Origin of the sequence: Leptolyngbya sp. GB1-A1, assembly GCF_039962475.1 — a bacterium.
GTDB lineage: Bacteria > Cyanobacteriota > Cyanobacteriia > Elainellales > Elainellaceae > Leptolyngbya_A.
The window spans coordinates 79001-103129 of record NZ_JAMPLI010000019.1 but is presented as its reverse complement, the minus strand read 5'-3'; the positions used below and the strand labels follow the sequence as shown (position 1 = coordinate 103129).

22 protein-coding genes and 2 pseudogenes are annotated in these 24129 nt (G+C 46.6%); 11 read left to right on the top strand and 13 right to left on the bottom strand.

All coding sequences use genetic code 11. From position 1 onward, the window contains the following. The 3 genes and pseudogenes from NDI45_RS17850 to NDI45_RS17840 form a co-directional block, all read left to right on the top strand. A pseudogene (locus NDI45_RS17850) lies at positions 1 to 222 on the top strand (hypothetical protein); the annotation flags it as partial. Between the two features lie 94 nt (positions 223 to 316). After that, positions 317 to 1648, top strand: coding sequence for a response regulator (locus NDI45_RS17845; RefSeq protein WP_348248143.1), 1332 nt, complete (start codon positions 317 to 319; stop codon positions 1646 to 1648). Then, positions 1649 to 2041 carry an ATP-binding protein gene (locus tag NDI45_RS17840; RefSeq protein WP_190792253.1) on the top strand — a complete coding sequence of 131 codons (393 nt, stop codon included), beginning with the start codon at positions 1649 to 1651 and terminating at the stop codon, positions 2039 to 2041. It begins immediately after the preceding gene. 114 nt (positions 2042 to 2155) lie between these two features. Here NDI45_RS17840 and NDI45_RS17835 read toward each other — a convergent pair whose 3' ends face one another. The 5 genes from NDI45_RS17835 to NDI45_RS17815 form a co-directional block, all read right to left on the bottom strand. Beyond that, a complete protein-coding gene (locus tag NDI45_RS17835) occupies positions 2156 to 4222 on the bottom strand; it encodes a GAF domain-containing protein (RefSeq protein ID WP_199296585.1) in 2067 nt (688 codons plus the stop codon). 198 nt (positions 4223 to 4420) lie between these two features. Then, a complete protein-coding gene (locus tag NDI45_RS17830) occupies positions 4421 to 4576 on the bottom strand; it encodes a hypothetical protein (protein WP_348248142.1) in 156 nt (51 codons plus the stop codon). A 611-nt stretch (positions 4577 to 5187) separates the two neighbouring features. After that, complete coding sequence (locus NDI45_RS17825; RefSeq protein ID WP_190792251.1) at positions 5188 to 5412, bottom strand: hypothetical protein; 225 nt, start codon at positions 5410 to 5412, stop codon at positions 5188 to 5190. Between the two features lie 478 nt (positions 5413 to 5890). Beyond that, positions 5891 to 7840 carry a primary-amine oxidase gene (locus NDI45_RS17820; protein WP_348248141.1) on the bottom strand — a complete coding sequence of 650 codons (1950 nt, stop codon included), beginning with the start codon at positions 7838 to 7840 and terminating at the stop codon, positions 5891 to 5893. A 332-nt stretch (positions 7841 to 8172) separates the two neighbouring features. Continuing rightward, positions 8173 to 9189, bottom strand: a complete 1017-nt coding sequence (locus NDI45_RS17815; RefSeq protein WP_348248140.1) for a helix-turn-helix domain-containing protein — start codon at positions 9187 to 9189, stop codon at positions 8173 to 8175. Between the two features lie 405 nt (positions 9190 to 9594). On the opposite strand from NDI45_RS17815, the gene NDI45_RS17810 reads away from it, so the two are divergent. Further along, the gene (locus tag NDI45_RS17810) at positions 9595 to 9837 is read left to right on the top strand and encodes a hypothetical protein (RefSeq protein ID WP_348248139.1); all 243 of its coding nucleotides are present in this window, start codon (positions 9595 to 9597) and stop codon (positions 9835 to 9837) included. A gap of 45 nt (positions 9838 to 9882) precedes the next feature. Further along, positions 9883 to 10125 carry a hypothetical protein gene (locus NDI45_RS17805; protein ID WP_348248138.1) on the top strand — a complete coding sequence of 81 codons (243 nt, stop codon included), beginning with the start codon at positions 9883 to 9885 and terminating at the stop codon, positions 10123 to 10125. A 127-nt stretch (positions 10126 to 10252) separates the two neighbouring features. Here the strand turns inward: NDI45_RS17805 and NDI45_RS17800 are convergent, their stop codons facing one another. Then, complete coding sequence (locus tag NDI45_RS17800) at positions 10253 to 11725, bottom strand: amidohydrolase family protein (RefSeq protein ID WP_348248137.1); 1473 nt, start codon at positions 11723 to 11725, stop codon at positions 10253 to 10255. 109 nt (positions 11726 to 11834) lie between these two features. Here NDI45_RS17800 and NDI45_RS17795 point away from each other — a divergent pair, with 109 nt between their 5' ends. Next, positions 11835 to 12635, top strand: a complete 801-nt coding sequence (locus NDI45_RS17795) for an aspartyl/asparaginyl beta-hydroxylase domain-containing protein (protein WP_348248136.1) — start codon at positions 11835 to 11837, stop codon at positions 12633 to 12635. Positions 12636 to 12650: 15 nt separating this feature from the next. Here NDI45_RS17795 and NDI45_RS17790 read toward each other — a convergent pair whose 3' ends face one another. Next, entirely contained in the window at positions 12651 to 13046 is a 396-nt protein-coding gene (locus NDI45_RS17790; RefSeq protein WP_190789661.1) for a nuclear transport factor 2 family protein, read from the bottom strand. Between the two features lie 30 nt (positions 13047 to 13076). After that, entirely contained in the window at positions 13077 to 14084 is a 1008-nt protein-coding gene (locus tag NDI45_RS17785; protein WP_348248145.1) for a zinc-binding dehydrogenase, read from the bottom strand. A gap of 183 nt (positions 14085 to 14267) precedes the next feature. Here NDI45_RS17785 and NDI45_RS17780 point away from each other — a divergent pair, with 183 nt between their 5' ends. Continuing rightward, entirely contained in the window at positions 14268 to 15161 is an 894-nt protein-coding gene (locus tag NDI45_RS17780) for a DUF4437 domain-containing protein (protein ID WP_190789660.1), read from the top strand. A gap of 40 nt (positions 15162 to 15201) precedes the next feature. Here NDI45_RS17780 and NDI45_RS17775 read toward each other — a convergent pair whose 3' ends face one another. From NDI45_RS17775 to NDI45_RS17765, 3 genes are read right to left on the bottom strand one after another with little or no spacing between them, the layout of a single operon-like run. After that, positions 15202 to 15648, bottom strand: coding sequence for a DUF3598 family protein (locus NDI45_RS17775; protein ID WP_190789659.1), 447 nt, complete (start codon positions 15646 to 15648; stop codon positions 15202 to 15204). A 13-nt stretch (positions 15649 to 15661) separates the two neighbouring features. After that, positions 15662 to 17074, bottom strand: a complete 1413-nt coding sequence (locus NDI45_RS17770) for an aldehyde dehydrogenase family protein (protein ID WP_348248135.1) — start codon at positions 17072 to 17074, stop codon at positions 15662 to 15664. A gap of 39 nt (positions 17075 to 17113) precedes the next feature. Further along, positions 17114 to 18169 (bottom strand): nitrilase-related carbon-nitrogen hydrolase, encoded by a 1056-nt coding sequence (locus NDI45_RS17765; RefSeq protein WP_190789657.1) that lies wholly within the window; start codon positions 18167 to 18169, stop codon positions 17114 to 17116. A 334-nt stretch (positions 18170 to 18503) separates the two neighbouring features. Between NDI45_RS17765 and NDI45_RS17760 the strand changes: the two genes are divergently transcribed. Next, entirely contained in the window at positions 18504 to 19313 is an 810-nt protein-coding gene (locus NDI45_RS17760; protein ID WP_190789656.1) for a DUF1838 domain-containing protein, read from the top strand. Here NDI45_RS17760 and NDI45_RS17755 read toward each other — a convergent pair. Beyond that, positions 19310 to 20344: a VOC family protein gene (locus NDI45_RS17755; protein ID WP_348248134.1), complete on the bottom strand. Its 1035-nt coding sequence runs from the start codon at positions 20342 to 20344 to the stop codon at positions 19310 to 19312. The genes NDI45_RS17760 and NDI45_RS17755 overlap by 4 nt on opposite strands. Positions 20345 to 20478: 134 nt before the next feature. On the opposite strand from NDI45_RS17755, the pseudogene NDI45_RS17750 reads away from it, so the two are divergent. Beyond that, positions 20479 to 20703, top strand: a pseudogene (locus NDI45_RS17750) (DDE-type integrase/transposase/recombinase); the annotation flags it as partial. A gap of 210 nt (positions 20704 to 20913) precedes the next feature. Here NDI45_RS17750 and NDI45_RS17745 read toward each other — a convergent pair. After that, positions 20914 to 21093 carry a hypothetical protein gene (locus NDI45_RS17745; RefSeq protein ID WP_190789653.1) on the bottom strand — a complete coding sequence of 60 codons (180 nt, stop codon included), beginning with the start codon at positions 21091 to 21093 and terminating at the stop codon, positions 20914 to 20916. An 831-nt stretch (positions 21094 to 21924) separates the two neighbouring features. Here NDI45_RS17745 and NDI45_RS17740 point away from each other — a divergent pair. Continuing rightward, positions 21925 to 22959 (top strand): aliphatic sulfonate ABC transporter substrate-binding protein, encoded by a 1035-nt coding sequence (locus NDI45_RS17740; RefSeq protein WP_348248133.1) that lies wholly within the window; start codon positions 21925 to 21927, stop codon positions 22957 to 22959. Positions 22960 to 23192: 233 nt separating this feature from the next. Next, a complete protein-coding gene (locus tag NDI45_RS17735; protein WP_348248132.1) occupies positions 23193 to 24104 on the top strand; it encodes a TauD/TfdA family dioxygenase in 912 nt (303 codons plus the stop codon). Positions 24105 to 24129 lie beyond the last annotated feature (25 nt).

Genomic DNA, 24129 nt, shown 5'->3' with positions numbered 1-24129 from the left:
TTCAAGCCAGTTAAAGCGCGCAGCAAGCGGTCTTGTGTCAGCACCCGTTCAATATCCAGCATTTGCTTATCCCATTTCTGCCTTCTATTCTTGCTTATTTCCCGACAAGTCTATTTGATCAAACCTGTTGACTCAGATGAGCTAGAGCGTACGGTTCAGGCATTTGTGGACTACTGGCTGCAAGCGAATACTCCGCCAGTAAACGGATACGAGGGAAAATAAACTCTACGATATGTATCAAACCTTCCAAATTTTTGCTGTAATTTTTAGATTTGTGGCAGCCTTAGGATAACTAAACTCTTTTTTACATCCTGCTATGTCAAATGTTTGGACGCTTTTAATTACAGATGACTGTCAGGAGGATCGAGAAGTTTACCGGGAATATCTCTCCAGTGATCCCAGTCAGTCTTACCCCTTTATTGAGGCAGGCTCGGCAGAAGTGGGACTGGCACTCTGTCAAAAACAGCACTGCGATGCAATCTTGCTAGATTTCCGTCTGCCTAACATGACCGGACTGGAGTTTTTAGACGAACTCAATCAGCAGCGAGATACGCCTCTCCCTGTGATTATGCTCACTGGGCAGGGAGATGAACAGGTTGCAGTCCAGGCAATGAAGCGCGGTGCTCAGGATTATCTAGTCAAGCAAGATTTAGCCCCTGATGTTTTGCAGCTCACGGTTCGCAACGTGCTGCAACAGGCATATTCCAAAAATCAGTCGCGTCAGCAGCAAGAGTGGCACTTAACCGCAGAGGTTGCTCTGCGCCTGCATCGATCGCTAGATTCAAATCAGATTTTAGAAACGGCAGCAACTCAGGTACAGCGCGTCCTGGAATGCGATCGCGTCATGATCTACCAGATTACTTCGTCTAATCATCCTTCCCGTCATTTATCTAGTCATCGGTTCAATCATCAATCAAGTAATACTGAGTTCCTGCCTGCCTTAATCAAACGGTTTGAAACAGGGTTGAGCAGGGTTCATGATCCGATTCAACAGTTTGTTTCTTTCCTATCTGAAAATTATTCACTGGGTTGCAAGACAAGTTCAACAACTTGCTTGAATCAGTCTGCTGAAGTTTCGACAGCGATTTCAGGCAGCGGTAAAAAAGAAACTTATCTTCTGGCTCCTATCCTGCTTCCGTCTTCTGCTGATAATTTAGCTTCGCAACGCTCTTCTTTTGCAGTTTGGGGTTTGCTAGTGGCGTGCCAGAATTCAAGCCAGCGGCAGTGGCAGGTTGATGAAGTCAGTTTCCTCAAGGATTTTGTCAATCAATTGGCGATCGCTCTGCAACAGTCCAATCAGCTTACGGAGACGCTGGAGGCATTAGCGACTGAAAAGCAGCTTAACGCCGTTCGATCGCAGCTTGTATCAACCGTTTCCCACGAATATCGATCGCCCCTGGCAGTGATTCTGGCAGCCGCCTCAACCCTGAAACTCAGTAGCAGCAAACTCACTGAATCGAAACAGCAGCAGTTTTTGCAAACCATTGAAGATGAAGCCCGGCAGATGACTCGGCTCGTTGAAGATTTGCTGCTGCTTGAGAAGTTTGAAGCGGGCGAAGCCAAATTTTTCCCCCTGCCATTCGAGTTACTGCAATTTATCTCAGATCTGATCGATGAGCAGCAAACTCGGCTTAAAGATCGCCAATAGTTGACCTTTAAGATCTCAGGCAATACCAAAGGCTTCTGGGGTGATCAGCAGCTCCTGCGGTTGATTTTGATTAATCTGCTGCTGAATCCAATCAAATCCTCACCTTCCGGCAGTGAGATCGAACTGCATCTTACCGGAAACAGCACTCATATTGCGATCGAAGTAAAAGACAAAGGAACCGACCTCCCCGCTGGGGAACAGGTGCTTCAATCTGTCAGGAACAGCAGCAAGGACAGTGACGGCAGCGATTTCGGTACGATTTCGGCTAATAGTCTAAATTTGGCGATCGTACAAGCCTGCACGCAGTTGCATGGTGGCGAAATCTCATGGGTGAGTCCAACCGGGAAAGCAGCACAATTCACTGTTCGTTTACCAAAGCGAATCGTCGAGTGATGTGAGGTAGGATATGACCCTGGTAAAGGTAAATTGAGCATTCTAGAATTTGTTGAGAAGAGATTTGAACAAAGCATCGATGACCAAATTGGCGGTGATCGCATTTGAATGCTTTTATTTAAGCCGTTGATTTAAGAGAACCAGTAAATCTTCTGCCGTATAGGGCTTCAGCAGAAAATCTGTCACTCCTACTTCTCTGGCAAGGCGATCGTTCACTCCTAATCCACTCACGGCAATAATCTTGACTTCAGGATTCATTCGCTGCAAGGTACGAATTGTCGTAACGCCATCCATTGCAGGCATCATCATGTCAATCACAATTCCTCTAATTTCAGCCTTATGTTGAGCATAAAGGGCGATCGCGTCAATGCCATCGCAAGCTTTTAGAACTCGATATCCATGCATCTCCAAAGTCATTTGAGAAGCTTCGCGAATGTACGGTTCATCATCCACAACCAAAATCAGTTCTCCGTGTCCAGAAGGAAGCGTTTCGGGTTCGACACGTTCAGTTTCTACCTGCGGTGAGGCAGGAATATAAACTCTGACCTGAGTTCCTTGTCCGGCTTCACTGTAGACACTCACAAATCCACCATGACCCTTGACAATTCCGTTAACTGTAGAAAGTCCCAGTCCGGTTCCTTTCCCGTCTTCTTTGGTTGTAAAAAACGGCTCAAAGATGTGCTCCATGACCTCTGGTGGAATGCCAGTTCCCGTATCGGTCACCGTGATCGCAACAAAACGTCCAACTTTCGCTTCCAAGTTCATTCGTGCATAGTGTTCGTCTATCACCATATTTTGAGCGGTAAAACTGAGTTTGCCGCCTTCAGGCATTGCATCACGAGCGTTAACCGCAAGATTCATCAACACTTGATGCAGTTGAGTCGGATCAGCAGTCACAACCCAGAGCTTCGGGTCGAGATTGAGTGAAACCTGGATTGATTTCGGAAAAGTTTGCTGCGCTACTTGTCTGATCTCCGACAGCAGGTGCTTGACTTGCAGGGGCGTACGTTTTCCTTCTATCCCACGCGCAAATGACAATACTTGCCTAACCAGGGCAGCACCGCGCTTGGTACTGTCTTCGAGAATGTCAAACAATTGCTGTGCGCCTGAATCGGCATCAGGAAACTTCAGCGGCAGCAGTTGAGCCACTGCCAAAATGGGCGTGAGAATATTATTGAGGTCATGAGAAATACCGCTTGCAAGCGTACCGATGCTTTCTAAACGCTGGGCGCGTAGAAATTGAGCTTCAAGCTGTTTTTTCTCAGTAATGTCGGTACTGACGACGAGAATTGATTGGGGACTGCCCGCTTCATCGCGAATCAAGTTCCAGCGGCTTTCAACCAGGATTTCTTTGCCCGATTGAGTTGTCTGTCGCAATTCACCCTGCCATTCACCCTGCTGGCCGATCGCTGTATGAATCGCTTCAAGCTGGGAATAATTCTCTGACTTGTAGAGCAGATTCTTCACGCTGCTGCCGATCGCTTCACTTGCCGTCCAGCCATAGAGCTGCTCTGCGGCGCGATTCCAATACAGAATATGCTGATTCAGATCTTGAACAGTAATCGCATCCGTGCAAATATCAAGCAATGCTGCCTGTTCACGAATCTTTTGTTCGGCAATTTTGCGCTCTTTCAGTTCAGTTTCGAGCTGCTGATACAGTTCAGCTTGTTGAATCGCGATGCCGACGTGAACTGCGAGCTGCTTGAGCAAATCAATTTCAATTTTCTGCCACGGGCGAGGTTCCGAGCAATGATGGGCAATCAGCAGCCCCCACAAGTGGTCTTGTTGCAGAATGGGAACTACCAGATTCGCTCGAACCTGAAACTGGGTCAGCAGCTCCAGATGGCAGGGAGTGAGTCCAGCCGCGTAGATATCGGCTTTGGCAGTTACTAGCCCGGCGCGAAAAGGCTCGATGTATTGTTCTGAAAAGCAGGAATTGTGAATCGTAGTCGATCGAATGGCAGCCCAATCTGAGCCAACCGATTCTACGTCTACTGTCCCACTCCAATCGGGATTAAATCGAAAAATAATCACGCGATCGGTGTGCAAAAATTGCCGCACCTCATCCACCGTCGTTTGCAGAATCGTGTCGAGATCAAGGGACTGCCGGATTCGGAGTGCGATATCGCTGATAAGTCGATCGTGTTCTAACTGCTGTCCTAGCGACAGATGAACGGTCATGCAAATTCCCTTATGAAGTGATGGAGCTGTAACCGAGCAATCACAAGCTAGACTGTGGAGCGATGTAGATACAACTGCCTGCTTGGAGAAACGACACAGAGACCAGATTCGGGAATTCATCACTCAATACTTTCTGAAAGAGGATGCAAAACTGCGATTCTTATCCGATTGTCACCCTTCAGCATTGATCGCTAAAGACTACTGAATTGGCAGGAATTGTTTCAAGCCTACCTGAGAGGCAGGTTTCTTTTCGATCGATGGCATTTCCTGCCAGCAGTGACGACAAAACCAATACACTTGATGACGCTGAACTTGACGCAGCATTAGGCTAGAGCAACAGGGGCAATGTGACATAGAGAACCTTCCAAAAAGAAAAACAGCGAAGGGCATAAAACAGAAACAATACTCAATCTTCGATGAGCAAAAATCTTTAAGATTTGAACTTGAGTAAAGAAAGTAAAGATTCAGTAAGCGTATCAACAAAAACCATTTTACATTGAAGTATTTTTTCGGAGAAACAACAAACCTAAAGAAATGTATGCACAATGTAACAACTACAAGTTCTTTGAACCATTGCAGCCCAATTGCTTGCTATCTGTTCAATGTTCTGCTTAGGTAAAGCGTTTAGTCTTTAAACTCGATCGAAGGTTTATCCCAATTTATTGCCTGGTGAGCAGGCGATTGCAAGGGGGGATACTGGCTCATAAAGCACTAGATTTCTGTTGAGCAATATGTTGAGCAATATTTAGAACAGCTTGAGTGCACCGATCGGGTAGAGGATGATCGGGCGACTGCCAGAATTAAACAAATACAGCAGTTTGGCAGCGAATTACCTCTTCGAGAAAACGTCCCCTTTCAAGGCTCAGGCAAACCAAAATCAGCCAGTGAAATTTGATGGATAGTTACACTCGCGAGGACAAGCGCTTCTAAAATTTTTTGCGACAGAACCCCTTTTTGTCGCCCCGTCAGATTTTGGGCATTTCGCTGAATTTAAGATGAATTGCTTCAATATCGTCCCGAATTTCCTGGATCACATTTGGAGAGCGCATCCGCAGGAAAGTAAACCATTCTGTCCCGATCGCCAAATACAGCAAGAACCGATCAGGAAAGAGATTGAAGGGGGCAGAAGGAAGGGGAAACAGGCTGGCTTCACCAGGAATTCCGATGCTGCTAATCAGTGGAATGAGCATAATCATAACGCCAACGATCCCATAGACAATCAGAAAACGGGAGACGGAATGATGCTAATTTAAGGACAGCAGCCCTTGGGCAAAATTGGCAAACCCACAGAGAACCGTCATCCCTGTAAACAAATAGGCGGCGATCAATGCCCAGCCCGTAATCACACCGGTGTTGGTTCCAGTCCTTTTGCAATATACGTATAAAGCGAACCGGGCGAAGCAGAGCGACGGACAAATTGATTAATGTTTAAGCCGACAAACACCAGCCCCAGCGTTGCGATCGCATAGGTAAACCACGTCCCGTCCCCGCACTGGCAAATAGAAGAGCGATAGTGAGGGCAGGAGTTGCCCTCGGCGCAATATTGGCGATCGATTAAGCGAATACTTCCGAAAACGCTAAATAGCCAGAACGTAAATTGGAGGTAGCAATGGCGGTAGGAAGCTTATCGTGAGTATCCATCAGAGCGTCTTTGAGGATGAATTTGTTTTAGTGACACTTGTGCTTTGCAGGCGAGGGAGGGACGTCGTTAGACGGGTTGAGATCAAAGAAATTCACAGGCTTGAGCATAAAGCCAATATAGGAGACAGGCATTACGGGCCAATCTTCGCAGCGGGGAATATGGTTATGGTTGAAGGTGTACCAGAGAACGAGATCGGTGTCTTCGAGCGATTCATTTGCCTGCGTCCATTGCGGCAATCCTTCACCGCCGGAATGCTGGTTGGGATAATTACCTGCGGGGAACCGCTCTTCAGAATCGTAGGGCGTCACCCACAAATGCTTCAACATATAGCCACCCCGCTGCATTACGCTGGATTCAGGATGAGCAAAGGGCAGCCCGTTCTCGCCGTGAACAAGCTTGTAGCCCACCGGATAGCCCATGCGATTCTGCACTGAGGGATTCACAATCTTCCAGTAGCGTGCCTTAAAGGGATCGATGAGCCGCTGTGCTTCCTGCTCGGTGGATAACAGCGTAGATTTCGCGTAGAACGCATTGCCATAGGGATTGTTTTCATCCATTGGAACAGCTTCGGTATCGACTTCGTACACAGAATTATTCATGCCGTCGATCGACATATCCATACGAACGCAAAAAACGTGCTGATGGTTAGGAGCGTAAAGCTGGGGGGTCAGTTCGGTGCCATGAACGGGCTTTTCTCCCGGCATCACGGCTCCAGTGGTCATCATGCCCGTTAGCTTCACTTCGTACTGAATCGTGCCGTCTTGATAGAAGTACCAGAAGAAGCCATATTCGTAGTTGCCGACGGTGGCAATGAAAGAGAGAACTAAGCGACGCGATCGCCGTACTTCTACCTGATCGGTGCGCCAGTCGGTGTGCTTCCAGAGGATGCCGTAGTCCTCTTCGTGCATACAGATGGCATTTTTAATCTCCACAATCTCGCCCCGCGTGTTTGCCATCACCGCATCGAAATAGCGAATCTCACCCAGGCAATCGCAGCCCAGCTTGAGGGAGTTTGCTAGGGTGCCGACGCCGTATTCTCCAACATCAAAGGCATTCTTGCGGCACTGAGTAATATTGGTGTCGCCATAGGGAACCGTCATTTCCACTAGAGAGGCGCGATAGAGGATGGGACGCACCCGACCTTGGTCTTCGTAGCCCACGGTGTACAGCACCAATCCTTCACGCGGCGTAAAACCAATTCGCATCTGCCACTTTTGCCAGCGAATCTCGTACCCGTCTATGACTTGGAAGCTCGCACCCTCAGGCTGAATAATTTCTAGCGGTTTCAGATCAGTCCGCAGGTCTTTCACATACTCAGTGGTGTAGTTGCTCGGCTCAGTCGGCACCGGAATCAGGGCATGGTCTTCAACGCGCACGACTTCCATTGCATTGAGATCAACAATCACAATCAGCCCATCGATGGGGTGAGCATACAGGTTATCGGTGGGATTATTGCGAACCCAACATAGTGCCCTCGATAGCCGCCGTCCCCGATCGCCTGCGAGGTCATCCTCGTACCATCCTGCTGACCAGGGATCAACGCACACCAAATCCATATCGGTAATGCCGCGCTTTCGCACCGCTGCCTGAAATTCAGGATTCGCTTTAACGGTTGCTTCGCAATCAAAAAATTCGTCCAGCGCAATCGGCGGCTGTGCATCGGGGATGTGTGTCCAAGACACCACGGACTGGGCAGTAAGAGACACAATCGCCTCATAGGTGTTCCCAGTTGCATTATCCAGCACAATGATGAAGGCTTCTCGCGCAAACGGTATTCCCGGCTCAAAGCTAAGGACGACGTTTTTAGACGGCTCATGCAACGTGGTCGAAATAAACCGAACCCGATCACACAGCGATTTCTCTGCTTTAAGAATGGCGAGTGCCGCCAAAATCTCTGCTGCACTTAACGGCTCTAGAGGATGAACAGCCGCAGAAGGAGCAGTTCGCGCAGAGGAAGAATTGTAAACAGCAGTCATGATCAAAGTACTCCTTCAGTAATTCAGTTAAATGGTCTTTTCTGTAGCAGACGGGTTCAAATAAACTTATCGCTGAACAGCAAGTCGCTGAACATGATTAAATGCAAAATGCGGTGAGCATCGGGAAATGAGCCAAGTCTTGCAACTCATCCTTTAGAGATGCTGTCAAGAACATGATTCATAGGAGATGCTAGAAAAGCAATGCCAATTAAGCTGTTCTCAATCGATAGCAAACAATATCAACTCAGCGTGCTGACTTAATTTAGAATTACTTTTCTAATGGGCGTTATCCAAAATTGGCAAATTTTAGCAAAAGATGACAAGCAGCAAATTCAGTAATGGAGCGCACTGTTTTTTAACGTCACTGAAGGTAACTCACCAAACATTTGACGGTACTCTGATGAAAATCGACCTAGATGCCAAAATCCCCATTTCGCAGCAATATCGCCAACGGTTATTTCAGCAGAACAATTAGCACGTAAATCTCTCCGTGCATGATTTAATCGAATGACTTTAAGATACCGTACAGGGTTAATATCCAGGACGTCCTGAAAGCTATATTGCAAAGTTCTACGACTAACATTCAGTGCCACACAGAGATCGGTGACTGTAACCGGCTTCTCAATATGCTCTTCAAAATAAGCCTTTGCTCGCTCTACCACTTGACGACGAGACGGGGTCAAAACAAGCGGACGTGGAGCAGACTGTAGACTTTCAAGCACGGTGATCAAGTTCCAGAGCAGGTCTTGTGCGAGAGCATGACGCAGGTTGGTATGTTGTAGCTGATGAGGAGCCGTGCAAATTGAATCCAGGACATTCAGGAGAAATGTTCGCCATGCGCTGATCACAAATGGATTTGGTGATCGCACCTCGCTTCCCCGAAGAACCCGGAGCAAATCTAAATCTGCGACCTGTATCACGTATTCCTGTAATAGTTCTGGTGGAAGCACTATGGTCACAAGATCACAGTAACGAGGGGAACAGAAATCCAGCGAGTCACCTGCCCGTAAAATCATGCAGTGATTACAGTCAACCGTCTGACCCGAAAACACAGCCCGCCCTTCCATCGCGATCGGCACTGCTAAAACATCACATCCAGGGCGAGGCGAACCCGTTTGATACAGATGTTGATGGGTCGTTTCCCGAAAAAGCTGGATGCCATTGAAACAAAGGTCAACGGTACGACCTAGAAACGCTCCGGCGGAAAGCTGTTCATAAGTTTGGTTCCATCCGTTAAGGCTGTTTGCCTGCTCGTCGATATCTCTGGAGATTCGAGAATTAATCGAAAATGCCTCGCTCTCAACGGACAGACGATCCCTGGTTTTATTCTGAAGCTGATGAGGCAACATAAAAGCGGAGCGTGAATAGCGAATCGTTTATTTAGTCCAGTAGCAACCAAGTTAAACAAACCGCAACAGGTTGTTTGTGTTACAAACTACTTTCTGAGGTGATTGAAGCGACGCTGTTATGAAATGCAATTAACCCAAAATTTCTGCTCTGACCCAGATATAGTGAATCATTAATAAACCTTCTGCATGAATCAGAAAGGATGGATTAACTGAATCCTGGCAACGAGACTGAAACCTTTTAATGTAATGCGGCATTGCTACGAGGTTAACTAGTATCTATGATATTCAATCGATTCACGCAGCAGATACAAAGCAAAAAATGCCGTTGTGTTTCTTTGTTTTATGGCGATCGTTTGCCTTTTAGTTCGTCTTTTTTGAATATCCATTATCGCTCCCCTTCAAGAAATGCTGCTGTCACAGCTCAACCCTGACGATCCCATGATGGCAATACTCGCTCGGATGATGGCACAGCGGCAATCTGCTCCGGCTGTCGATGAAGATGACGAGGAAGACCGGATCGATCGGGAAGAGATGGAGCGACAAGCGGAAGAAAAGTTCCAAGCGATGGCAAAAGCACTCTGTCATCTACGCAGCAAAATCGACGATCTCTATGCAGAGCTAGGTTTCCTTGCTCGCAAGTTACATTAGCGAACGACTAGGAGGCACCGGGCTACAGTCTGCACAACAACGGGCTTGCGATCGATTTTTCCACCCACGAACAGGTACATTGGCGGAACGCGCACTCAAAACTATAGCCTGCCTGTTAAGCAATCGATCGCGCATTTAATTCCCGCAAGTTCCAGTAATGCGGCACTCCTGGCTGACTGGTATCGCGTTGACCGACCGACCGTAGCTCACGGCAACATTCCTCGACGCTATGGCTGGGCACTTCTAGGGGATGCCAGTGCCAATTTACCTAACGCATTTGCTTCATAGGTCGCGCAAGTTCAGGCAACATCATTTGTCGAGGAATGCTTCAGATAGCGGGGTGATTGGGCTGTACATCAATTGCTACGAATTTGGTCTCTCTATCTAACCAGCAACCATCAGCCCATGTAAAACATTACCGAAACCGCTTTAAATAACGCCCTTGAGGCGAACCCAATACCTGTCCCCGATCGTAAATCAAATTCCCACGCAGAAATGTATGCTTCACTCGCCCCGTTAGTTCCATTCCCTCAAAGGGGGTGTAGCCTTGTTTCGACTCAGATTCAACAGCACGAACCACAAACGTTTCATTAGGGTCAAGTAACGCCAGGTCAGCATCATACCCGATCGCGATGTCACCCTTTTGAGGAAGTCCAAACCGTTGCGCCGGATTCCAGCACAGTAATTTTGCCATATGGTTGTAGGACATCCCCCGCTTACTGCCTTCGCTGACAATTCCTGAGAGTAGATATTCTGTGCCTCCAAAGCCCGCCTTTGCGAGCCAGATATTGTCCGGATCCTGAAAGTTCGCTTTTTTCTCGGCAGAACAACAGGCATGATCGCTCACAATCCAATCCACTTGATTCTGCAACACTGCATTCCACAAGTACTCGACATCCGATCGCGGTCGAATTGGCGGATTCACTTTTGCCCATTTACCCGTAGGAACCTCGACATCAAGCAGCAGATGACCCACGGTCACTTCTCGCCTGAAATTGATGTGGGGAAAGGTCGTTTGCATCATCAAAGCTGCTTCCACCGCTTTGCGGGAACTGAGATGGAGCAAATTGATGTTGACGCAGTTTGTTTCATGGGCTAGATAAGAAGCAATACAAATGGCTAACCCCTCGGAGTGGGGAGGACGAGCAGCGCTATAAGCACTCAGTCCGGTAAGGCTTGAGTCTTGCTGCACAATTTTGGTATAGGCATTTAGAATATCAGCGACTTCGCAATGAAGACTAAGGCTAATGGTGTCTTGCAGAATGGGATAACGTTCCCTTAACTGAGACAAACTGCGCATGATGAATTCAAAGTGGGCGAAGTCGTAACGCTCTTCTTTGTTGATCATCAGAAATAGATTTTGCTGATCGGAGAGACCATGCAAACCATACCTGCCATAAAACATAAAAATTTTGAACGAAGCAACGCCATGCTGTTCAAATAGCCATTGCATTTCGTCAATATGCTGGCTACTAATTGGTGCAACATGATAGCCATAATCGACAAAGAAGTTGCCTTCCGATAGGGCAAGCACCTCTGGAAAAAAATCTCGATAAGACCCGCCTTTATTCAGATAATACTGACCTGTGCGGATGTAGTTCAGGCTGGTCGTTACGCCTCCCATTGCGGCTGCTTTGCTTTCGGCGATCGCGTCTTGGTCAAGCGGTTGATAGATGCCAATGTGCATGTGAGCATCCACCACTCCTGGAAAGCCGAGCAGATTCTGAGCATCAAACACTTCCTTGGCCTGCTCAGGGGGAATTTCAGGTGAAATCTGGGCAAATTTGCCATCCTTAATGCCCAAATCGAGGGACTCCACGCTAGCTTGATTTGGACGAACGACACGAACGTTTTTGATCAATCTATCCAGAACTAGAGTTTCGGGCACAGCGCCTCCTGTAAAATTCAGTGAAACAGGTTTTTCCTGGAGTGGTTCAAGATAAAACTTTTAGAATGAAATTACAGGGCTAGGCTTAATTGAGTTTAGGAGGAGAACGATGGAAGCGTTTAATGAATATCATTTAGACCCCAAGCAGTTTCCTTTCTTGAACATTCTTCAGGAGAATTGGCAAATCATTCGTGATGAGTTTACATCGTTTCGGCAGAATGCTTCTCAGGAAGAGATGCAGTTTGCTTTTGATGTGATGGGTCCTAAGAGTAAAACAATTAAAACCAAAGGCAAGTCAAAATATAGTGCTTTTGGGGTGCTATTTCAAGGAATGTTTATTGATCAATACATTCAATTTCATCATATTGAATATCCTCACCATGAGTTACAGAGTGTTTCAGAGAAAGCACTCGAATTAAGAAAACGATACTTTCCAGGTTTGACGGGAGCGATCGAAGAAGCGAATTTGAGCAACGACAATGTTCTGAGAAATGTTTATTTTGGGACATTTCTTCCCGGCCTGGATGTCAAACTTCATGTAAACTACAACCCGCATATGAATCGCGGTTATCTAGGTCTGATTGTGCCTGAGGGAGATATCGCGATGAAAATATGCCATGACAAGCTGTATTGGCATGAAGGTGAATTTATGGTTTTAGATCACAGCTATCCTCACTGTCCGCACAACTACACGGAGAATGAGCGAACTGTTTTGGTGGTCGATTTCTTCAAAACAGATCAGCCGAGAGCAGAGGTCGAGCGATTTGAGCAGGATTTAGTCAGACAGCGGATGGAAGAGAACCCTTACAGCCTGGGTGTTTTTGGTAAGAATGATCAAGCAAAACCAGAAGATTTTATCAAGTATGGTTTAAGTCATCAGCTGGAATGGGACAAAGCTTTGGGAGTATAGTTCACATTCATTTCATTAGTTTGATTTACCATCGCTACCTAGATATTCTCGGTAGCCGCAAATTTTATCGCCGCGAACATCAAACGAAACTGCGACTCGATTTTTATAAGGGTTTCCCCACATCAGCCCTTCATCACGAAACTCGAAAACAACGGTTGTTTCGTTGCTGGTCACCCGATCGAGGGTCAGGGTTAATCCCTCGCTGTACACTTCAGAGACATAGCTGAAGAACTCGATCGCACGCTCTTTTCCGACATTCAACCCATGAAACTGACCGAGCGGAAACCAGAATGAAAAATCGTCGGTGAGCATCTCGAAGAAGGCCTGCCAGTCTCCAGTTGACAGTCCATGTTCAAAATGGGCAAAGGCTTGCCGAGCAACGGCTAATGTATTGGCTGATTCTGTAGTCATAACGAGAGCTTTACGACTAGAGTTTTACGACTAAAGCTGTACAACAACCTTACCGCAATTCTTACCGCTCAGCAGATATTCCACGGCATCTGGAATCGCCTCAATGCCACGAAACACGGTCGGATCAACCGCCACCTTGATTTTGCCTGTATAAAACAAATCGAGCAAGCGATCGCGTCCCTCCTCCGCATACTCAGAAAAGTGAGGCATTAAAAACCCGCGTATCGAAGCGGCTTTCCAGAACAGCTTTCGATAAATTCGAGGTTGAGTCACACATTCTAAATCGTTTGTATATTCAGAAATAAAACCAACGACAACTAAGCGTCCTCGGATTGCTAAGTGATTTACACAAATATCAAAAACCTGTCTACCCACGCAATCAAACACCAGATTAATCCCGTTAGGATATTCTTCTCGGAGAACCGTATCGAGCGTTTCAGTTCGGTAATTGATAATTCGATCGCATCCTAACTTCTTTAGTAATGCCGCCTTCGTCTCAGAGCCACAAACCCCAATCACATGATTTCCAGCTAACTTGGCAAGCTGCACGGCAATATGTCCGGTTCCTCCTGCTGCCGCAGTGACTAAAACGACTTCCCCACGCTTCATTTCTCCAACTTTTTCTAGGGCAACGAGCGCGGAGAGCCCCGTGGGCATGAGCGTCAAAAGATCAGGCGTAGTATCACGGATTTTGATTGCCAGATTTGCAGAGATAGCCTGATACTCGCGATAGCCCCCTCCCCGGACTGTTGTGGCAACCGCATCTCCAACTTGCAGGGTGTGAACATCTTGCCCGATCGCCACGACTTCCCCCACGGCTTCGACGCCGAGATCAAACGGAGGAGTGAGATTTACATAGGGAACATTTCCTTTGCAAACCAGGGTGTCAAATCCGGCATTAATACCCGCAAATTTGTTGCGAATCAGAATCTCGCCAGAATTTGGGGCAGGAATTGGAAGTTCTTCAATCGCGATTGCTGAGCGAAAATCAGCGCTAAATTGTTTCACAACCAGCTTTTTGTAGGTTTTGGAGTGCATAGCAACGCATCCACCTTCACGACAGAACGTTTCGTAAGGATGGCGATCGCAGTCCTCAAACTTGAACATTAATCGTCACCCATTCCATTCAATTATTCCATTCAATCATGAGTCTATGAGGCAGCAAGGGTATAGGATTAGATTAACTAACTCGCTTCAGATTTGTTTACAGGTTGTAAAGGTATGGATGACCACAATCAATCCTCTGTCTCTATATCTTCAGAAGCAGATAATTTTTTAGAGGTAGTTCCAATTCCTGAAGATTGGGGTGGAGACGGTCAAGGGCGGATGAGTTTGTCTGGGCGACGTACCGCGATCGCATCAGGGCATGTTCCGGGCCAGTATCAGTATTTCCACACTCATCGCATTTCAGAACAAGCGTGGCAGATTCATGGCATACCAGAACAGACAGTAGCAGCAACCTGTCAAATGCTTTCTTGGCATGAAAACAGCGCATCCACTGCGAAAGTTGTCCTGCCGTCCCAATTTGAGATGCCCGCGGGCAGATTTACGGCAGATCTGGAAATTTTTGTGCTGAGCGGTGCTATTCAAGTGGGAGAGTGGAAACTTCGCAAGCACGGCTACTCCTTTATTCCAGCAGGAGTCAGAGTTGGACCGTGGAAAGTCTTAAACGGTGAAGCGGCGGAAATTTTATGGATGGAAAACGGCAGTGTCCAGTATCAAGATTTGCCGAATCACTCACAAGCTCGAATCAATGAGTTTATTCCCGCATTAGACAGCAAATTGTTGCCCTGGGGAAAGACAGACACAAGACAGTTTACCGAATCGAACAAGAAGTGGCTGAGAAAAGCCCCCAACGGTGGGGGAGCATGGCTACTTGCCATCCTGCCTCATTATGACGGGAAGCAAGCGATGATTCAGTCTTATAACGAAGAAGCTTACTGCCTAGCAGGATGTTGCAATATTGGAGATTACCTGTTTGCGAAGGACCATTTTGGCTATGTTCCCAGCTTCACTACGTCTCCCAGACACATCTCAGAAGACGGCTGTTTATTCTTTATTCGAGTCGATCGAGATTTATCCCAATCTGGAGCAGTCTTGTCCTACGCCCATTAATTAATGCTTGCAATTTCTCAAAGTTATTTAATCATGATTCCTAGCGTTGTCGCTCCTCCTGAATCAGGGTGCGCTGATAGATTTGATTATTCTTAAACCAGTGCCAAGTGCGGGCGCGATGGTTGTTACAAGGACTAATTTGGATCATTTCATAAAGATAGAAATCGGGAACCGTTTTGTAAGCAAACCAAAGAATAACCGTTGAGTCATCAGCTTCCCACGCATGACCTTTGATGCGATCGGTATCAAACCAAAGCTTTTTGTCATGATAGGTTCCCGGAAAACGATGTTCTTCCTGCTTCCCATCTGCCCAGGTATAACGATTGATTTGATAGTACTTTAGAGGATCATCTACCGGAAATTCACACGTTAAATGCGATTGATGGCGATCGAGGATGTTCCCATTGCAGTCAATCAAGGTATAGGTTCCAGTCCAATCTCCTGCATGTCGCGCAAGAACAGGCATTTCGTCGCGAATGTTTGCCATCATTACCTCCTTGTTATGATTTAAACCACCATGGATCAGTCACGGGTTTTGTTTTAATTAAATACGCTTTCTTTCGCATAAATCGTTTCAAAGCTGCGGGTCCCATTCGCGATCCTCCCATGCCAGAATATTTGAAGGCATTCTTTTCTCCTTCATGGATTAATGCGGTGAGCGCTGCATCGTTAATACTGACTGCGCCTGCCTTGATGCCATCGGCAACTTCTAACGCTTCTGTTTGTGAACCTGCAAAGACTGCGGCACTTAAACCATAGATTGTGTCATTTGCAAGGTGAATTGCTTCTTTGACAGTTCTAAATGTCATCATTGGCATGATGGGTCCAAAGGTTTCCTCAGTCATGATTTTCATTGTGTGATTCACATGGGTTAAAACCGTTGGGAAGCACCACAATCCACCATCCAAAGTTTCAATCTTTCCACCGCATTGCACCATTGCTCCTTTCTCGATCGCATCTTGCAGATGATCTGCAATGATTGTTGCTTGTCGTTCTGCAATAATCGGACCAATTTCGCCGCTGTTAACGGTTGGGTAAGCGAGTTTGAGTTGGGTTGCTTTAGCAACGAGTTGTTCTGTAAACGGTTTGACGATCGCTTCCGCTACATAAATTCGCTCGATCGAGAGACAAGACTGTCCCGTATTCACCACTGAACCCCACAAAATAGCAGAGGTTGCTAGATCCAGATCCGCAGACTCTAGGACGATCGCAGGATCTTTTCCTCCCAATTCTATGAATGCGGGAATAAATCGCTTCGCTGCGGTTTCTGCAACTTGTCGCCCTGTTTTTACACTACCTGTAAAACAAACGAGATCGACATACTCAATCAAGGCTGCTCCCGTGTCTCCCGCACCTTCAATGAAAGTGAATACATCTCGTAATTCAGGAACTTTATCCAGTGTTTTTAGTAATGGAGTGATGAATCGCGGCGCAATTTCACTCGGTTTTACAATCACCGCACAACCGGATAATAGGGCTGGAATCGTGTCGATCATCGCGAGTAGCAATGGAAAATTCCACGGACTGATGACACCCACGAGCGAATAAGGAACAGAATCTTGCTGCAAATGAATGAATGGAATTGCAGTAGGCTTCTCAATTTCTTGTAACAGTTCTGGAGCAAGCTGGCACCAGCGATCGAGACTGGACAACACAGAATCAACTTCTAACACTGAAACTCCCAATCGACCCGTATCGTCAACTAATGTCTGGAGCAAATCTTCACGGTGTTCCTGAATCGTTTGTTTCCACTGCTGTAATATGTTGATTCGTTGCTCTAGACCTGCTTTGTGCCAGCTAGTTTGAGCAGTACGGAGACGATCGCACTGTGCGGAAAGTTGAGCTGGGGTGGGGGAAGAAATCCAGTCGTCGATTGCTCCAGTGCGAGGATTACGAACAGGAATTTTCGACATGATACAAGCCCTCCAAAGTTACTGCTACGATCGCTGGATTTAAATCACTCCCTGTTGGGCTAGACGCTCGATCGTGGCTAACTGAGTTTGGATAAAATGTTTGCGCTCAACCGCTCCATTTCGCATTGTGTTACTGGGATAGAACTGTGACTGGCGGTAGCTATCCATATAAGCATCAAATCGCTGACGCGAGAGCAAATTCATTAATCCAGGGTGCCGCCGATAGCGCCGCAAAGCGGCTAAGTCCACTTCTGCAAAGGCTGCCATGCTTTCTCCCGCTCCGGTTTCGGCTAACACTAATCCCCGGTAGTCCACGATTTTTGAACCCCCATCGACCGACGCGATCGGAATCGAACTATTGGCAATCCCTGCTGTATTTGCCGAAATCACGTACATCATATTTTCCACCGCACGGCTAATTTTAGCGGCCTCCTTGGGTGCTCGCGCCTGTCCATACACTTCTGATGTAGGATGAAGCAACACTTCTGCGCCACGCATTGCTAAACAGCGAGCAACTTCTGGAAACAGGATTTCGTCTGATGCGACAGCAGCAAGATTTCCAATTTCAGTTTTGGCAACCGGAAATACGCCGTCGAGTCCGTAATGCTCAAGGTATTGGTCCCACACATCATGAGGCGTAGGGGCAAACAATGAGTTGAGCCGACGATAGCGCAAAACTACAGACCCACTCGGATCTAAAACAAAACAGGTTTGAAAGTATAGCCCTGGAAAATGTGGATCAACCTCATAAGCGTTTCCTGCTAGGAAGATACGATGCTTTTGAGCGATGTTTCCCAGTGCTTCATACTCTGCCCCTGCCATGTCCAAACAAGCTTTTTCTGCCCAATCCTCCAGGGCTTCACTGATTGGAAAGCCAGTCAGAAAATATTCTGGTAGCACGACCAAACGGCAGTCCGATCCAATAAAAGCAAGACTCGCAGCAATTTGTTGTCCTAAACGCTCGATCGCGGTTTGCATTAAAGATCGAGCTTCCTGCCGATCGCGGCTTTGGTTGACTGCATGGCAGGTAACTTGCAGCGCTAGTGCTTTGTAAGCAAGCCCAGTATCAATCAACTCCTGGTCAGTAATTTTCATATTAATTTAAGCAACGTCAGTGCTTCTGAACATTCAATTTCTTTAGAATCTTAGAATCATCCTTATGGAGTTGCTGGAGTGAATGTTCGATTGAATTAAGGCTACTGAATTAAGGCTACTGAATTAAGGCTATTGTAGAGAAACCACTGCTCGATACGTTTAGAAACTTGATACGTTTAAAAAATTCAATTTTAGAAGATTAAATGTGAATTTTAGCATTGATGTAGCATTCTTGAATCCTAACGTTGTAAAACTTGAGGGAAACCGTGATTCCTTCGTTTACAGCTAGTCTTGCCAAGCTCTAGATCATGAAGTGATATAAAGGAACTTGAAGATGGCGGTTCTAACTCAACTGCTTAATGCCCAAAACTGGGTGAAGGTGCGATCGTCTCTTGATTCCACGCGATCGACTTTCTTAGCCTGGACAGGTTCGATTTACGCCTTCATTCCCGGCGAGAAGCGGCAACGCCTGTTCAAAATGGTCGGCATGAGTGTGAGCCGATGTCTTTTAGTCGAAGAGGGTCACTGGGCGTTTACTTCTAGAGAATTGACATATTACTTAGATCCAGAAACCGAAGAGAAACTCCAAACCTGGAAGAACCCGTGGACTGAGGAAGTGTTACCCGTGATGCACGTTGCTAACAATCCGGTTCAAGGCAACTTTAAGGGGCAATTTCCGGCCCAAGTAGACGAAGAAACGACAACACTCGTCTTTGATATCTTTCCTGCCTATCCAAATCCCCTGGCTGATCCAAAATTTGCGGAATACAGTTCCAATCCTCATTACCAAGCTGCCGAATTGTTTAAATTTAAGGTTCCAACTGCCGAGTTATTTGATGAGAAGTTACCGTCCGTTTCTAAACTATGGTTGACTTGGGATCGAATTGGCCCCTGGGTACCATGGATGAAAATGGGCGATCGAGCTGGACAATTAATCTATAGTGCTTCAGGGACAAAAGTGGATGATTTTGATCAGCTCCCACAACTGCTCCAGGACGAAATTAATACACGAATGCCTCTTTACCGACACGCACCAGAGGCTCCACTGGATGACGAAGATATGACCTCCTGGCTCTACTTCCAGAAGCATTTTGACGCTTATCTTGCCGGGGAATCATTTCCGATTCCTGAACCCATAGATTAGTTTTCAACGAGTGTCCAGAAGTAGCCATCTGGGGCAATAAACGAAAAACTACGATCGCTAAATTCATTCATATACACCTCTGTAACCGCTTCAGCGGAACTTGTCTGCACCCGATCGCGGTAGGCTTCAATGTCACTCACGCAATAGGTGTACAGTGATATCCCTAAACAACCAGGTTGCGACATCTCAAACCGCTCAGGCACCGATTGTGTCTCTGGAAAGCGAACAATGTACAATCTACCCGATCGAGCTGCCTGCAAATCTGTTACCGACGATCGCGGATCATCAAAGGCAGTCACAAAAAATTTTTCGCCTGGCTGCAAATCAAAAATTTGCCGTCCTGCCTGAGAAGACTCATAGGTGGTCTCTACGTCATCCCGCACTCGCAGCAGTCCCAAAACGTCCTCATAGAACTTAAGCGTTTCCTTGCTGTCATCCTGAACAACCATTCCCATATGCGTAACTTGACTAGCTTTGAATGCCGCCTGCTCATTAATCTGTCCATAGTGCGGCAGCGTATATCCAAAGCGTTGAAATAACACTTGTCGCGTTAAGGGTTGTAGCAATAGCATCTCACGCACTCCGATCGCAGGATCAATAAACGGACGCATCTTGCGATCTTTGTTGTAGATAATTTCCCAGTGCGGCGTTGTATAGCGAATTGGTAATCCCGCCCGATCTGCTTCTTCAGCCTGATTGAGAATGGTTAATATATCAGCCGTGAGGGTCGTTGCCCAGCGATTGCCTCTTGCTTTCATCGAGCCTAGTCCCAACCCCTCATTTCGCGGCTGCTCCCACTGCATCAGTCGAATCAAACCATGATCAGCAGTTTGATGCAAAAGACGAACGGAGCGGAGGCCAGAATTAGTATGATACAAAGCTTGAGCGGTTTCTGCTGAAAGGTTTCCTTCTTCACCAACACAGTATCCAAACTGCTCCCAATATTCGATCGATGTATCTAAATCAGGTACACCGATACCTACTTCATAAATTCCGATAAGGGAGGGGGTAACTGCCTGGGATGATGACATATCGCAATCCTAAGCCAGACGTGAAAATTAGAGTAATACCAATTTAACTTAAACTTGCATAGAATTAGGGTCAAAGCTTGACAACACGCACTTAGGGCTAGACAAGCGCAACTCGAGATCGTCGAGAGCGCAGAAGGCAAAGCAAATATTTGGATAATATTGTCGAGCAGGAGCATCGGAACATCAAGCGCATTGTGAAGCCGATGATGAGGTTCAAGTCGTTTAACACGGCAAGAAGAACATTGAGCGGGATTGAAGCGATGGATATGATTTGCAAAGAACAAGTCAACGGCATCGCACAAGGAAATATTGTCTCTCAAGCCGGATTTATCGAAGCAATCTTTGGAGTAACTGCTTAAGACATGACTTTGATAGATATCGTTTGTCTTTAAGAGGTTTTTGCGACACAATCTATTCGCCTTCGTTGCACCCACGCCAGCCCCACTTTTAAGCTTGAGCAAATTGGTTGCTTCGAGCAGCTTCAGCGATCGTCCCAAACTCGTTGCATCTCGAGATTTAGTCCGGCTAGCTAGGCCAGATTTGTCTTTTACAAACTATTGATAAATCTATTAATTAATCTGCTGTAAGTCTTTCTGTGGCTCGGCGGAATGAGAAGCACTGAATCGATCGCGAATTGCGTGATAGAGCACTAAATAAACCAAGCTTGCTAGCAGTAATGCACAAACCCTTGCTACCACAAGATAGGGATACAAAATTTGCCAAACCGACCGAACAGGAGAAATGCTCATATGTTACATGAATCGAGAATAAGACGGGAATAATTTGAACGATTCAATCGCTCCGAACAGGCAAACGCTCGATCGCTCAAACCAAAATCTGCAACTAAGCAAAGAGAATTGCTGCTCCAGACTAAAAGTACTAAAACCCTACCGGTTTACCGTATTTTATTAGTAGGTAGTACGCTACCACATATTACGCAGGAAAATCAAGCTCATTAAATTCAGCCTGAGAATAATTAGAACAGAAGCAATTGAAATCAGTTGCTCTGGAGTGAATAACCTGCCCCCGAATATACAGATTAACTGCCCTTGAGGTAGGGAATTGATTAAACGACCTGAAGCGAACGGCTTTGGTTTTAGAGCCATACTGGCCAGGGCACCGAATGCAGAAAGGTTGAAACACAAGAAGTATAGTACGATAAGCCGACCGACTTAGAGGGGTTTCATAAACACTTAAGAAGAAAACAGGCAGGAATCTGGCACTACATCTTGCAAGAAATACGAAAACATCCTATTTTTAAAGAGTAAATACGGTATCCCGACCGATTTACTGTATTTACATAGAAACCACATTTATACTTCAGCAGCTCGGTGACTATTCTGCAATTTTCTGAGCTACCTCTTTATGCCAGTAGCTATTTCTTTCTAGAGTAAGGTAGTGGCCTAGAAGGGTTGTGTTTCTTTGTGCTTGAGCGAGTTTTCAAGAAAAGCAGCTCTTAACAATTAATTCTTGCTGTGGAAACAGGCTTACTTTTGTTTCTCATATGTCATTTCTTGCGAGAAAAGCAGGAAGTTTGGCGATATAACCATCAGTTAAGCTAGGAAACAAGGATTCTAACGATGCGCATAAAGCGAAGGACATTTCTCTCTGGTCTGGTCGGTCTGAGTCTTCCGTTTGCTGTTTCAAGCTGCACGAACGATACATCGAATTTAACTGCGAGTTCACCTCAATCAGCTTCCAGTTCTGCTACTTCATCCAGTAATGCTGCATCAGGCACAACCATTCGAATTGGCTATCAAAAAGCAACCGAACTTGATCTGCTGCGCTCTAGGGGTAAGCTCGATCAGCAACTCAAAGAACAGGGGATTGCGATCGAATGGTCGCTGTTTCCGGCAGGTCCGCCCATGCTGGAAGCAATGAATGCAGGCCAAATTGACTTTGGCGGCGTAGGCGAATCTCCACCAATCTTTGCCCAAGCCGGAGGTGGACAGTTTTACTATGTCAGCGTCACGCCTTTGAGTTCTCAAACGCAGGATATTGTGGTGCCCAGGAATTCCGCAATCCAAACGGCAGCCGATTTGAAGGGCAAGCGGATAGCCTTTCAGAAAGGATCGAGTGCCCATTACCTGCTGCTGAAAGTGCTGGAGGAACAGGGCATAAGTATCAAGGATATTGAAGCCGTTTCCCTTCCCCCTGCCGATGCGCGAGCTGCCTTTGAGCAGGGCAATGTTGATGCCTGGTCGATTTGGGATCCGTTTCTTGCTGTTGCTGAAGGGACAGGTACCATTCGCAATCTCAATCTGGGGCGTGAGCGACGTGCCTACTTCCTTGCTTCGCAACAATTTGCCCAGAACCAGCCGGATTCTGTCAAAACGATTCTCGCAGCCGCAAAAGAAAACGGACAATGGGCAAAACAGAATTTCCGACAAGTTGCAGAGCAGTTTTCTGGAGAAATCAAAGTAGATGCCAATATTCTAGAAAAAGTGTATCAGCGACGAAGCTGGGAGGTGCTGCCTGTAGATGCTCAGATTCAGCAGGCGCAGCAAGAGGTAGCAGACATCTTCTATAAAGCACAAATCATTCCTAAATCGATCGACACGAAGGAAGCTTTCTTGCCCTCAGAAGAATACAGCAAAGTATTCCCAGCTAGATAACATTTCACTATAAGGCAATGTTTATGCAGCCGACAAACTCAACCGTCAGCAGCGTTCCCCTACTCGTTATCAGCCTCAGCTGCACACTTGGCTTTTTTCTATCCCTAGCGTTGGCTTTTACTAAGTACATCCAGTGACAATCAAAGCGATCGCTGTTTCATCTCCTTAAGACGATTTGAAGCATAAACAATTCACTCCACTCCTATCTGTTCTTTAGCTTTACAGCAATCATCATGAGTTTTACAACGTTTGATCTCACTCCGCTCTCTGGACGTATCGGTGCAGAAATTCTAGGTGTCAATCTGAATGCGGCTCTCAGCGATACTCTAATTCAAGAAATTCGTCAGGCATTAATCCAATACAAAGTTATTTTCTTTCGGCGGCAGTCGCTAGATGCAGCAGGGCAAATTGCTTTTGCTCGCCGCTTTGGTGAAATCACCACGGCTCATCCGACACTTCCGCCTCTGGGCGAACATCACGAAGTTCTGGATCTCGACTATGGACGCACGGCAACCCGATCGAATGAATGGCATACCGATGTCACCTTTGTCGATCGTCCCCCACTCGGCTCCATTCTTCGGGCAGTAGAGATTCCGCCAGTCGGAGGAGATACTGTTTGGGCAAACACCGCGGCGGCTTATCAAGATCTACCCGATCATCTCCGCACCCTTGCTGATCAACTTTGGGCAGTGCATAGCAATGTGTATGACTACGCTGAAGCTGCAATTACCGTGTCTGATGCATTAAAGGACTATCAAAAAGTCTTTACCTCAACCGTGTACGAGACATTGCATCCTGTTGTGCGTGTGCATCCAGAGTCCGGTGAGCGAGGGTTATTTATCGGTGCATTTGTCCAGCGCATTCAGGGACTATCCGAAACAGAATCGAAGGATTTGCTGCGACTGTTGCAAGCTTATGTAACGCGATTAGAAAACACGGTGCGCTGGAAGTGGCAGGTGGGCGATATTGCCTTCTGGGATAATCGATCGACTCAACACTATGCCATTTACGACTATGAAGGACAACCCCGTCGAGTCCAGCGAGTGACGATCGTAGGCGATTTGCCACGAAGCATTGATGGCAAATTCAGTCAGGCGATTAAAGGTAATTCTTCAAACTATGTTCGTCAACCCGTTCTAGCTTGAATCCTCTTTTGTTACTACGGCAGAA

Excerpts from the sequence above, each read along its gene's own strand:
- NDI45_RS17785 (WP_348248145.1), bottom strand. The coding sequence starts at position 14,084 with ATGCACTCCAAAACCTACAAAAAGCTGGTTGTGAAACAATTTAGCGCT.
- NDI45_RS17835 (WP_199296585.1), bottom strand. The coding sequence starts at position 4,222 with ATGACCGTTCATCTGTCGCTAGGACAGCAGTTAGAACACGATCGACTT.
- NDI45_RS17830 (WP_348248142.1), bottom strand. The coding sequence starts at position 4,576 with ATGTCACATTGCCCCTGTTGCTCTAGCCTAATGCTGCGTCAAGTTCAG.
- NDI45_RS17740 (WP_348248133.1), top strand. The coding sequence starts at position 21,925 with ATGCGCATAAAGCGAAGGACATTTCTCTCTGGTCTGGTCGGTCTGAGT.
- NDI45_RS17780 (WP_190789660.1), top strand. The coding sequence starts at position 14,268 with ATGGATGACCACAATCAATCCTCTGTCTCTATATCTTCAGAAGCAGAT.
- NDI45_RS17825 (WP_190792251.1), bottom strand. The coding sequence starts at position 5,412 with ATGCTCATTCCACTGATTAGCAGCATCGGAATTCCTGGTGAAGCCAGC.
- NDI45_RS17810 (WP_348248139.1), top strand. The coding sequence starts at position 9,595 with ATGCTGCTGTCACAGCTCAACCCTGACGATCCCATGATGGCAATACTC.
- NDI45_RS17770 (WP_348248135.1), bottom strand. The coding sequence starts at position 17,074 with ATGTCGAAAATTCCTGTTCGTAATCCTCGCACTGGAGCAATCGACGAC.
- NDI45_RS17760 (WP_190789656.1), top strand. The coding sequence starts at position 18,504 with ATGGCGGTTCTAACTCAACTGCTTAATGCCCAAAACTGGGTGAAGGTG.
- NDI45_RS17820 (WP_348248141.1), bottom strand. The coding sequence starts at position 7,840 with ATGACTGCTGTTTACAATTCTTCCTCTGCGCGAACTGCTCCTTCTGCG.
- NDI45_RS17815 (WP_348248140.1), bottom strand. The coding sequence starts at position 9,189 with ATGTTGCCTCATCAGCTTCAGAATAAAACCAGGGATCGTCTGTCCGTT.
- NDI45_RS17735 (WP_348248132.1), top strand. The coding sequence starts at position 23,193 with ATGAGTTTTACAACGTTTGATCTCACTCCGCTCTCTGGACGTATCGGT.
- NDI45_RS17795 (WP_348248136.1), top strand. The coding sequence starts at position 11,835 with ATGGAAGCGTTTAATGAATATCATTTAGACCCCAAGCAGTTTCCTTTC.
- NDI45_RS17755 (WP_348248134.1), bottom strand. The coding sequence starts at position 20,344 with ATGTCATCATCCCAGGCAGTTACCCCCTCCCTTATCGGAATTTATGAA.
- NDI45_RS17775 (WP_190789659.1), bottom strand. The coding sequence starts at position 15,648 with ATGGCAAACATTCGCGACGAAATGCCTGTTCTTGCGCGACATGCAGGA.
- NDI45_RS17790 (WP_190789661.1), bottom strand. The coding sequence starts at position 13,046 with ATGACTACAGAATCAGCCAATACATTAGCCGTTGCTCGGCAAGCCTTT.
- NDI45_RS17765 (WP_190789657.1), bottom strand. The coding sequence starts at position 18,169 with ATGAAAATTACTGACCAGGAGTTGATTGATACTGGGCTTGCTTACAAA.
- NDI45_RS17745 (WP_190789653.1), bottom strand. The coding sequence starts at position 21,093 with ATGAGCATTTCTCCTGTTCGGTCGGTTTGGCAAATTTTGTATCCCTAT.
- NDI45_RS17845 (WP_348248143.1), top strand. The coding sequence starts at position 317 with ATGTCAAATGTTTGGACGCTTTTAATTACAGATGACTGTCAGGAGGAT.